Annotated in this window: 14 protein-coding genes and 2 tRNA genes; 12 read left to right on the forward strand and 4 right to left on the reverse strand. The window is 55.8% G+C overall.

Annotated elements, in window-relative coordinates:
• Positions 1-2 precede the first annotated feature (2 nt).
• The 5 genes from htpX to BRA62_RS02780 all read left to right on the forward strand — a co-directional run bounded on the left by htpX (position 3) and on the right by BRA62_RS02780 (position 1,884).
• On the forward strand, positions 3-833 hold the full coding sequence (gene htpX / locus BRA62_RS02760) for a zinc metalloprotease HtpX (protein ID WP_394339983.1): 831 nt from the start codon (positions 3-5) through the stop codon (positions 831-833).
• A gap of 73 nt (positions 834-906) precedes the next feature.
• A tRNA-Gly gene (locus BRA62_RS02765) sits at positions 907-977 on the forward strand.
• A 2-nt stretch (positions 978-979) separates the two neighbouring features.
• Positions 980-1,053, forward strand: a tRNA-Val gene (locus BRA62_RS02770).
• A 348-nt stretch (positions 1,054-1,401) separates the two neighbouring features.
• Positions 1,402-1,560: a hypothetical protein gene (locus BRA62_RS02775; protein WP_292364604.1), complete on the forward strand. Its 159-nt coding sequence runs from the start codon at positions 1,402-1,404 to the stop codon at positions 1,558-1,560.
• Between the two features lie 9 nt (positions 1,561-1,569).
• Complete coding sequence (locus tag BRA62_RS02780; protein WP_292364605.1) at positions 1,570-1,884, forward strand: addiction module toxin RelE; 315 nt, start codon at positions 1,570-1,572, stop codon at positions 1,882-1,884.
• Here BRA62_RS02780 and BRA62_RS02785 read toward each other — a convergent pair.
• Together BRA62_RS02785 and BRA62_RS02790 are read right to left on the reverse strand one after the other, a co-directional pair.
• Positions 1,879-2,055 (reverse strand): hypothetical protein, encoded by a 177-nt coding sequence (locus BRA62_RS02785; RefSeq protein WP_292364606.1) that lies wholly within the window; start codon positions 2,053-2,055, stop codon positions 1,879-1,881. The genes BRA62_RS02780 and BRA62_RS02785 overlap by 6 nt on opposite strands.
• A 47-nt stretch (positions 2,056-2,102) precedes the next feature.
• Entirely contained in the window at positions 2,103-2,279 is a 177-nt protein-coding gene (locus BRA62_RS02790) for a hypothetical protein (RefSeq protein WP_292364607.1), read from the reverse strand.
• A 112-nt stretch (positions 2,280-2,391) separates the two neighbouring features.
• Between BRA62_RS02790 and BRA62_RS02795 the strand changes: the two genes are divergently transcribed.
• A complete protein-coding gene (locus BRA62_RS02795) occupies positions 2,392-3,030 on the forward strand; it encodes a hypothetical protein (RefSeq protein WP_292364608.1) in 639 nt (212 codons plus the stop codon).
• A gap of 12 nt (positions 3,031-3,042) precedes the next feature.
• On the opposite strand, the gene BRA62_RS02800 is transcribed toward BRA62_RS02795, so the two are convergent.
• The gene (locus BRA62_RS02800) at positions 3,043-3,543 is read right to left on the reverse strand and encodes a shikimate kinase (RefSeq protein ID WP_292364610.1); all 501 of its coding nucleotides are present in this window, start codon (positions 3,541-3,543) and stop codon (positions 3,043-3,045) included.
• Positions 3,544-3,733: 190 nt separating this feature from the next.
• Between BRA62_RS02800 and BRA62_RS02805 the strand changes: the two genes are divergently transcribed.
• Positions 3,734-3,964 carry a hypothetical protein gene (locus BRA62_RS02805; RefSeq protein WP_292364612.1) on the forward strand — a complete coding sequence of 77 codons (231 nt, stop codon included), beginning with the start codon at positions 3,734-3,736 and terminating at the stop codon, positions 3,962-3,964.
• 64 nt (positions 3,965-4,028) lie between these two features.
• Here the strand turns inward: BRA62_RS02805 and BRA62_RS02810 are convergent, their stop codons facing one another.
• The gene (locus tag BRA62_RS02810; RefSeq protein WP_292364613.1) at positions 4,029-5,279 is read right to left on the reverse strand and encodes a cation diffusion facilitator family transporter; all 1,251 of its coding nucleotides are present in this window, start codon (positions 5,277-5,279) and stop codon (positions 4,029-4,031) included.
• A 350-nt stretch (positions 5,280-5,629) separates the two neighbouring features.
• Between BRA62_RS02810 and BRA62_RS02815 the strand changes: the two genes are divergently transcribed.
• The 5 genes from BRA62_RS02815 (at position 5,630) to BRA62_RS02835 (ending at position 9,171) form a co-directional block, all read left to right on the forward strand.
• Entirely contained in the window at positions 5,630-5,971 is a 342-nt protein-coding gene (locus tag BRA62_RS02815) for a DUF2769 domain-containing protein (protein WP_292364615.1), read from the forward strand.
• A gap of 229 nt (positions 5,972-6,200) precedes the next feature.
• The gene (locus BRA62_RS02820) at positions 6,201-6,515 is read left to right on the forward strand and encodes an antibiotic biosynthesis monooxygenase family protein (RefSeq protein WP_292364619.1); all 315 of its coding nucleotides are present in this window, start codon (positions 6,201-6,203) and stop codon (positions 6,513-6,515) included.
• Between the two features lie 35 nt (positions 6,516-6,550).
• Positions 6,551-7,336 carry an alpha/beta fold hydrolase gene (locus tag BRA62_RS02825; protein ID WP_292364616.1) on the forward strand — a complete coding sequence of 262 codons (786 nt, stop codon included), beginning with the start codon at positions 6,551-6,553 and terminating at the stop codon, positions 7,334-7,336.
• Positions 7,337-7,511: 175 nt separating this feature from the next.
• Positions 7,512-8,324, forward strand: a complete 813-nt coding sequence (locus BRA62_RS02830; RefSeq protein WP_292364617.1) for a flavodoxin family protein — start codon at positions 7,512-7,514, stop codon at positions 8,322-8,324.
• Positions 8,325-8,667: 343 nt separating this feature from the next.
• Complete coding sequence (locus BRA62_RS02835) at positions 8,668-9,171, forward strand: HNH endonuclease signature motif containing protein (protein ID WP_292364618.1); 504 nt, start codon at positions 8,668-8,670, stop codon at positions 9,169-9,171.
• Positions 9,172-9,577: the final 406 nt, after the last annotated feature.

The raw sequence follows: 9,577 nt of genomic DNA on the forward strand, positions 1-9,577 counted from the left end.
TCATAGTCTACCTGATCTTCCTAGGCGTCCTTTCCGCCCTGGGATTCCCCTTTGAGTTCCTCCTGCTGGTGGCCGCCGGGATGGCGTTCCTCCAGTTCTTCTTCTCCGATAAGCTGGTGCTCTGGAGCACCAGCACCCGGATCGTCGAAGAGGACGAGTACCCGGAGTTGCACCGGATGATCGAGAGCCTCGCCACGAGAGCGGGCCTCCCGAAACCGAGGGTAGGGATCATGACCTCCCCGGTTCCGAACGCGTTCGCGACCGGGCGCAGCCCGAAGAACGCCGTCGTGGCGGTCACCGACTCGATCATGCGGACGCTCAACCGCGAGGAACTCGAAGCGGTGCTCGCCCACGAGATGTCGCACGTGAAGAACCGGGATATGCTGACCCTGACGATGGCGAGTTTCATATCGATGCTCGCCTTCCTGATCATGCGCAACTGGTTTTTCATGGCTCTCTTCGGCGGCGGCGGCGGCAACCGCGACAGCAACATGGGCGCGCTGATCCTGGTCTACATCGTCTCGATCCTCGTCTGGGTCCTGAGCACCCTGCTCACCCGTGCGCTCTCCCGCTACCGGGAGTTCGCCGCGGACCGGGGCAGCGCCGAACTGACGGAGAACCCGCGGGCGCTGATATCGGCGCTCCAGAAGATCAGCGGGCGGATGGACTACGTCCCCGCAGAGAAGAAGCAGGAAGTGGAGGGCGCAAACGCGTTCTTCATCATCCCGGCGCTCTCGGGCAACACCCTGATGGAGCTCTTCTCCACGCACCCGCCGCTGGAGAAGCGGGTGGCCGCCCTCGAGGAGCTGCAGGCGCAGCGGCGCGGGTATTAAACCCGCCCCGGCTCCTCGCCCACCCAATATTTAATATTCAGCGCGGTCTATCTATGTAGGCAGATCGTGCGTTGCATCGATGGTCTAGTGGTATGACTTTGGCCTTCCAAGCCAATAGCCCGGGTTCAATTCCCGGTCGATGCATGGGGCTCGTGGTCTAGCTGGTTATGACGTCGCCTTCACACGGCGAAGATCTCGTGTTCGAATCACGACGAGCCCATGATTCTTCCTTCTTTTGAGATATAAGAACCAGATTATGGGGCGTTACCATTCGGAGTTCGGAAATTGCTTTATCGAGCAATCGGGAAGCGTTAACGCCGATTTCCTTCAGATGCCGTGATTCTCGGGATCAATCGATAAATTCAGTCGCGGCCTAACTCTGTGGATTTTGCTTTTTTTCTTCTTTTCTCTGTTTCCATGTTTCTTTTCTCCTGTGCGCACACTTTCGGGTTGCCTAACTCTCTGTTTAGGTTGTCTTAAGGATGAGGTGTCAAGGGGGGGCGGCTGAAAAAGAGGGGGTTGTTTGACACCCGCTTTTTAAGTGGCTATAATTGCCACCTATTGACTTATGAAGCACATAAACGCGAAGGGGGAGGTTTTTCAGCAGACTTCCGTTCGTATCCGTGAGAACGTCTACCTCCTTGCAATGGATGAGAAGATCCCCATGTCGGAAGCTGCTGAACAGGGCGTGATCGCCGCACTGCGTGCGCGGGGCGTCGAGGTCTGAGGGAGGCGCATGACGAAATACGAGATCGTATTTACTGATACGGCAGAGAAACACCTTCAGGCAATCAAGCGCGGAAATAACGAGTATGTCAAAAAAATCATCGATAAAATAAAATTCTGCCTGGGTGAACACCTGTTCACTTCGATTAAACAGTGCAATAAGAAGAAACTGAAAGGGAAGGAGAACACTCACTGGCTACATATTCAGAGGAAATACACGGTGTTTTATAAGGTGGTGAAAACAGAGCAAAAAACGTCTGTGGAAATCCATGAGGTCATGGGTTTCGAGGCGGCGCACAAGAAGTACCCGCACATCGATTTATAATCGCAGCCTCTTTTCCACCTCGGCCAAGGTATATTTCCGACCCTTACCCCATTTCTCCATGTCTGCATCCAGTCTATCGACACTGGCCTGGATTTCAGCCTGGGTAAGGGTTCTTTTAGGCGCGGTCTTCGGGGTTGCCTTCTTCTGCTCGACTACCGTCTTCGTCGGCATGCATGATGATGTCTGTATCTGGAATGATATAGTTTTGGGGATCACTTTCACACCGGGACCGCGGCCACTACCTCTTCCACACACTCCGCCGGGATGCCATAGAGGGCTGAAGTCTCCTCGACGATCTGCCGGCGGGGGATACCGTCGCGGAGCATGGCGGCAACGGTGCGCTTGAGATCATGGACGATATACAAGAGAGCCCAATGCCCGACCAGAACCACCACCCCACCCTCCCCGAACCCCCAAACACCCAATTGACTCTCCCGAAAAATCAAGAACTTCCCATAAACATTTCACAACCCCTTTCACGCTGCCGCGAGAATTTTGTACCAAGACATGAACAACAGAACGACACCCTACACGGACCGGGAGATCATCTACAGGTGGGCAATCGCAGAGTTGAGTCCCGGCATCTCCCGCATCCTCTCCGCGAAGGGACTGATGCGGCCGGACGCGGACAGTTGCATCGGCTTCTTTTACGTCGACCACGAAGAGGGCATCACCTTCCGCATCCACTCCCTGTGCCGGACCGGGGCGGGAAAGCCGCCGGAAATCGTCGTAAACTTCGAGAACCACGGCGAAGGCCTCATACTCTCCTCCGATGAAGTCGAGGCGTATACGCTCCTGTCGAACGACGAAGCGAACCGTCTCTCGCTGCTCGAAGAACAGCGATGGCGGATCTACTACGAACCGGGAGCGCTCCAGGCAGTAAGAAAGAGGGTTGACCTCGACAGGTTCAGGGCACCGGGGTGCTTCGACGACGTATCGGTGATCCTTTACTCAAAAAACCACCAAACAATCCCCGAAGGAGTCTGGGTCCGCCTGGAAGGTCAGTCGGACGACGGCGCGTCATTGCGGGGGACGCTCCTGAACGAACCCTACTCGGACTTCGGCGTGCACGAAGGGGAGATGGTCACGGTACGCTTTGCCGAGGATGAAGAAGGGCGGTTCCTGGTTGCAGAAACAGGATCGTAACCCCCGGACACCTCACAACGCTTCGATCACGTTCCCGACCACGGACTCGAGATCCCCGCCCGAACACGCGACGGTGAGATCGGCATACTTCTCATAAAGCGGGACGCGCTCGTCGTACATCCCGCGGAGACTCTGGCCCGGAAGGAGGACTATTCCCCGGGTCGTGATGTTCTTGAGCCTCTTCTCCATCTCTTCGTACGAGATCTCCAGGTACACGACCACCCCTTCCGACTTCAGGTGCGCCATCGCATCGGGGCTGCAGACCACGCTGCCGCCCGTCGCGATCACCGCACGGTCGGGGTGAAGGGAGAGGATCGCCTCTTCCTCGATCCGCTTGAACGCATCGGGCCCGTCCGTATCAAGGATCTCCTGCAGCATCTTCCCTGCCCGTTCCTGTATCAGGATATCCGTATCGATGAACTGCATGCCGAGGGTTTTTGCAAGAATGACGCCCACGGTGCTCTTCCCCGCACCGGGCATGCCGATGAGGATGATGTTTTTGCGGTGATGCATACTGCTCTCCCGGAACCCTCTGTTGAGATCCAGGTGGGGTTTCGGGAGATATGAAGGTTGTTTGACAGAAGGTGCAATCGCCTGGAGTTACCCCGGCCACGCTCATAGCCCGGAACAGTGTCAGGCGGCATCACGACCTGCGAGGCAGAAGATATTTTATCCGGTATCGAAGATCGGCGTTCGATCAAACATGAACGTGAAAGAAGTGGTTGGAGCACTTATCGGCGTATTTGTAGCCTTTCTCGGCCTGTTATGGTTTCTGCAAGGCACGGGAGTTCTTCGGATGCGCCCGATATTATGCATCGCAAACTGCGAGGAGGTTGTCGGGCCATCCCCGTTCTGGGCGGTAGCGGGAGCGATTGTTTTCATCATCGGGGCCATTGTCGCCATCGTCAGCGTGAGACGCGGCAGAATAGCCTGATACGCAAGCGGATCATGTTTATGGCCGGTTCGAGGCATCTCATCCGGGTCTATAAACGAAGAGATCACCGGAGCGAAGCGCCGCCCTCCTCCCCATGACGCCCGACCAGATCGTCGATCACTTCCGCAAGCGTTGCCGCAGGGGTCATCCTCATCTCGACCCCCGCCGCCTCAAGCGCGTAGCCGGCCGCTCTTCCCGCGAGCGAGTGATGCAGCAAGACAACATCGATCTTTTGCGCGAGCAGCATCTCCGCCGCCTGCCCGCCCTTCCGCTTCTCCACGTCCTTGAAAGGGTTGGCGACGATATCCTGCCGTTCGATGCTATTCTTCTCAACGTCATAGTCGAGGATCGCGAAATACGGCGCTTCACCGAAGTGAGCGCTGATCAAGCCCTCCCGATCCTGCAGCGGCACCGCATACCGTAAGTGCGTCTTCTTTTTGGGTTCATAGTGGATGAGGACCCGCTCGACGTTCGGCACCTGACGCCGTATATCCTGCTCGATGCGCTCGCTCGCCCGATGCGCCTTCTCAAAATCCGACTCCGCCATCTCGACCATCGCCTCCACGAAGATGTAGCGCCCGGAGTTGCGGCCCGTGATCCTCTTGATGCTGCTCACCATCGGGTCTGAGAGGATGATGGTGTGGATCTCGTTGAGCGTATCGTAATCGACCGAGGCGTCCAGGAGGGTCCGCATGCTGTCTTTTAAGATCCCCCAGCCCGCCCGGACGATGAAGACGGCGACGATGACGGCTGCGATCCGGTCCAGGGGTATGCCGAAGAACTGCCCGAGGAGCGCGAAGAACACGATCGAGGAGGAGAGAACATCCGCCCGGTGCTGCTGCCCGTCCGCGATCAGGCTGGGGGAGTTGTACTTCTGCCCCACGTTCACCTCGTAGGTGCCGAGGATGTAGGGCACGGGGATGAAGGCGGCGACGGCGAGGAGGACCCACCCGCTGTAGGGCATGGCGACGGCATCGCCCGTCACCGCCTCCGCCGCAATCTCAAAGGCAGTGAAGAAGATGAGGAGAGCAATCGCCACCGAGACGACGTTCTCAACCTTGTAGAGCCCGTACGGAAAATCCCGGCGCTTGCGTGAGGAGAGAAGCACCCCGGCAATCAGCGCAATCGAGGCGACTACGTCCACGAACGAGTGGATGCCGTCCGCACGGAGGGCCAGACTACCGGAATAGACCGAGAGTCCCAGCTTTGCGACGATCAGCCCGGCGTTGACGGCAAGGGAGAGAAGGGCGACACGCAGGATGACGGAGTCCGGCGTCCGGTAAGATCCCGCCGCCTCCTGCACCTCTTCCTGCATACCGGATCGCCCCTTAATGCATTCCTTGGTGTGACGCTTCTATTAACCTAACCATTATGCCCTATTTGATGGGAAAGAGGGCACAGCAGCATCACGGCAGCCCCTCATGGCGGAGGATACGGATGGTACGGCTCTACATGCGTAGGTAACACGGGGTCTCAATGGCATCTTCGGGCAACGTAAGATGAACGGCCTCCTGATTCGTTTGAATTGCTTTTCTTTTTTACTCTTGTCTCCTCATGCATTTCTACCGTGGCCACGCCTGGCGGATTGTATCCACACCACAGATATGTCTTGTCCATCTTCGCAAAAATATATTAATAATATCGAAGCCAGTCCGAACGATTTGTATGGCACAATTTGAGGAGAAAAAAGAAATGATTCCCGAAAACCTGTACGTTCAAATGCAGAAGCAGATACTGAACATGCCCATGGATCAAATCAAGATGAAGGTGGAAGAGCTCAAAAAGATATGCCTGTGCCCCCAATGCCCTACGAACAACGACTGCGCGAAAAATGCAGGGGAACTTCTGTTCTGTTCCACCGGGCGCAGCTTCCACTGTATTACGGAAAACAAAGGATGTCTTTGCCCCGGCTGCCCGGTGGCCAATCAGATGGGACTCAAGTATCAGTCCTTCTGTCTTATGGGGAATGAAAAGGCTCAACGTTTCGATACGATGCTGAAGATGTGAGGGATGGTGTTTTCAGCACCATCTTACCCGGATATTGCTTTACAGACTGAGCCATCATTGGTTTTGGGTCTATTTATCATGCATGAGGCTGCATTGCCAGCGGCTTTCTCATTCGCTTTCATTGGAGTTCCATAGGTATTTCTGCTATGATCACACCCGGCAGTGCCGGCACGACGGTCCGGTAATAACCATTAATAGTAACAAGCGCTACGGTCCTCCGGTGGACCCGATGACTCATGAGAGGCAGGTTTTCACGGTCGGCCTGTGGATCGTGAAACCCGGAAAGGAAGAAATATTTGTGAAAAAATGGGAGGAATTTGCCCGGTGGTCTCTGGAAAACCTGGAGGGCAGCAGGTGGGTGTACATGGTGCAGGACCTGGAACAGAAAAACAGGTTCATCTCTTTTGGCCCCTGGGATTCTCTGGAGGCTGTTGCTGCGTGGCGACAAACTCCGGAATTCGCATCGTCCATAGCCGAACTCAGGGAGCTGTGCGACGAGGTGACGCCCGGGACGATGAAAGAGGTGGCCCACCTCACGCGATAACCCGTCGAAACGACGTACGGAGTGAGGAGATGCCGATGGAGACGATACGGTCGAAAGACGGAACCCACATCGCCTACGAGCGAAGCGGAACGGGGCCGGCCCTGGTTCTGGTGCACGGCACAACTGCGGATCATACGCGCTGGCAGACAGTCCTCCCGATGCTCGAGCAGACGTTCACCGTGTATGCCGTCGACCGCCGCGGCCGCGGCCAGAGCGGAGATGCGGCGAACTACGCCCTCGAGCGCGAGTACGAGGACATCGCCGCTGTGGTGGGTTCTATCCCCGGGCCGGTGAATCTGCTGGGCCACTCCTACGGCGCACTGATATCCCTCGAGGCGGCGCTCCGTGTCACGAACCTCAACAGACTCATCCTGTACGAACCGCCGATACCGGCGGGGGTGCCTATCTATCCGCCCGGTGCACGGGCCAGAATCCAGGCGCTCCTCGATGCAGGGGACAAAGAGGGGGTTTTGCTCGCATTTTACCGCGATGTCGTCGGGATACCGGAACCGCAGATCGCCATGCTGCGAAAGGAGCCGGCCTGGGCGGCCCGGGTTGCGGCGGCGCACACAATCCCGCGGGAATTCGCGGACGAGGACTATATCTTCGAGCCCTCGCGCTTTAAGAGCCTGAACGTCCCTACCATGCTCCTGGAGGGCGAGAACAGCCCGGAACATCTCAAGGCCGGCGCGGCGGCGGTGCATGCGGCGTTGCCGAACAGCAGGATCGTCGTCATGCCCGGGCAGCAGCATATCGCGATGAGCACGGCACCGGAACTGTTCGTGCGGTTAGTCACCGGGTTCCTGACGGAGCCGGACTAGCCATGCAGGGGTACGTTGACCGGGTCGGATTCAGACGCGCCTGAACGGCCCGGCCCATTTTACTCACCCGGTTTTGCACATACTTCCTTTCTCAGCTCCCATTTCCCATGCAACCGCACGCGGCTGCCGGTACGGGGGAAGAAAGTCTATGTATGAGACAGGCCTTTACTCTTCCATGGAAGATCGGCCCATAAAGGTCCTGGTCATCATGGGCAGCGCCCGGAAGGGAAACACCTACCGTGCAGCCGAGCGGATCCGCGAGATCCTCGAGGCAGAGGCAGCGGTGGAGTGGGAGTACGTCATGCTCGGGGACGTCGGCCTGGAGCAGTGCCGCGGGTGCTACACCTGCTTTGACCAGGGGGAGGAGTACTGCCCCATCAAGGACGATGCGGCTCTCCTCGAGCAGAAGATGCACGACGCGGACGGGGTGATCTTCGCCACCCCGGTATACGCGTTCCAGGTTTCGGGACTGATGAAGGTCTTCATCGACCGCCATTCCTATATCTGTCACCGCCCCCGCTTCTTCCGGCAGAAAGCGCTCCTCCTCACCACCGTCGGCGTGATGGGGGATAAGGACGTGCTGGACTACCTCAACGCGGTGGCCCGCATCTGGGGCTTCGAGGTCGTCGCCCGGGCGGGGATCGTCTCCCACGCAAAGATGGGCCCGCTCCCCGCCTACCGGCTGCGGGAGAACGAGGAGAAACTGCAGGCGGCGGCAAAGGCCTTCCTCGCCGCGCTCCGGAGGAAAACGCCGAGGAGGCCCGGGCTCTTCGACGTGATGGCGTTCCATATCGGCAGAGCGCCCTGCGACGAGCTCGGGGAATCGGCTCCCGCGGATCACGCCTACTGGGAGAAGCAGGGCTGGCTCGAGAAGGGGAGGCGCTACTACGTGGACGTGCCGGTCAATCCGGTCTACCATGCGTTGGGCACGGTGGCGGAGTGGTACCAGCGGCGCCGGGTGCGGAGGGATTTGAGGGAGGTGGGGTGAGCAAGGCGGAGGGTTTGGTTGCCACGAGCAAAACCGCCCTCCATCTAAAAATTACAGTCATCGATTAAAGTCGTGCAATCACAGACCAAGACTACCCCCCCAGTAAGATCCAATAAACCGATATATAATTTCTCCAAACATGCCACCATGTATATATATGGTTACGTGCAATTGCCATCTGTGAAGTACTATGGCGCGCGAACCCAAAACCTTCAAAGGCACTATGAGAAAGTGGGAAACCGGTGACGGGAGAAAGAAAGGACAATCTGAAAAAATGTTCGAAAATCTCATGGGCTCCGGACCTAAAAAAAGGAGAAAGTAGACGGTTTGTAGGACGAGATTTATGGCCCCTTCAATTTTTGATGATAGGACTGATGCAGAAAGGACACGGCAAGCACTTACTTCAGCCAAGCAAAGGAGAATCAAGGAAGCAGTAGGGAGCAAATGCGAACTATGCGGAAAGAAATATCCATTGCGCAATTTGAAGATCCACCACATCGTAGAAGTCCACACAGCATCGGGAAGTAAAGATCTAAATTCACCCGGAAATTTACTTGTTCTTTGTTCCATTTGTCATGACGACGTACATCATAAGCCGGTCCCAAAAACAAAACAGAAAGAGATCGTCAGGAAGAGATCTGAACATATAAAAAAAGAGATAAGTGCTATTCTGAGGGATAGAGCAAAAATAAATAGCACCTCTGGCACATCAGGCGTTCTGAAAACTCCGAGGATCGCTCCTGCTAAGATTAAACCCCTTGATGTGGATTTTCCAGATATGCTGGGAAGCAGCTCGTCTAAAAGGAAAACTCGAAAGAAGAGAGATGACGATTGGAGCATGTGGTAGGAGGATATCCCTTAGCCACATGTACTACCGTTCTTTCGCAAATAAAAGAAAACCTAACTAAATTACAAACAGAGGTTTTTCCATGTCCTTTTCACTTAAGACACTTAAAGAAATTCTACCCCAAGACATGAGAATGAGTAATTTTGTTCGCGATGAAAGAGTAAAGCCGTTCGCATCGTACACTGCAGTTTTGAGTTTCATTTGTGCGAACCTTGTAATGGTTTTCCTCTTTAACTACTTCTTCCAACTACCCACCCTACTTGGGTTGCTTTCGATTCCTCTCTATGTTCTGGGAATTATTGCATCATTTACAGTCATAAAAACCAGTTATTTTCTTAGGTTTAAAAATACAACAATAGAACGCGATGAAACAAGAGTGATATTACGGCTTTGTTGAATTCCTCCA

The organism is Methanoculleus sp. UBA208 (assembly GCF_002498065.1).
In the GTDB taxonomy this organism is placed as follows: Archaea; Halobacteriota; Methanomicrobia; order Methanomicrobiales; family Methanoculleaceae; genus Methanoculleus.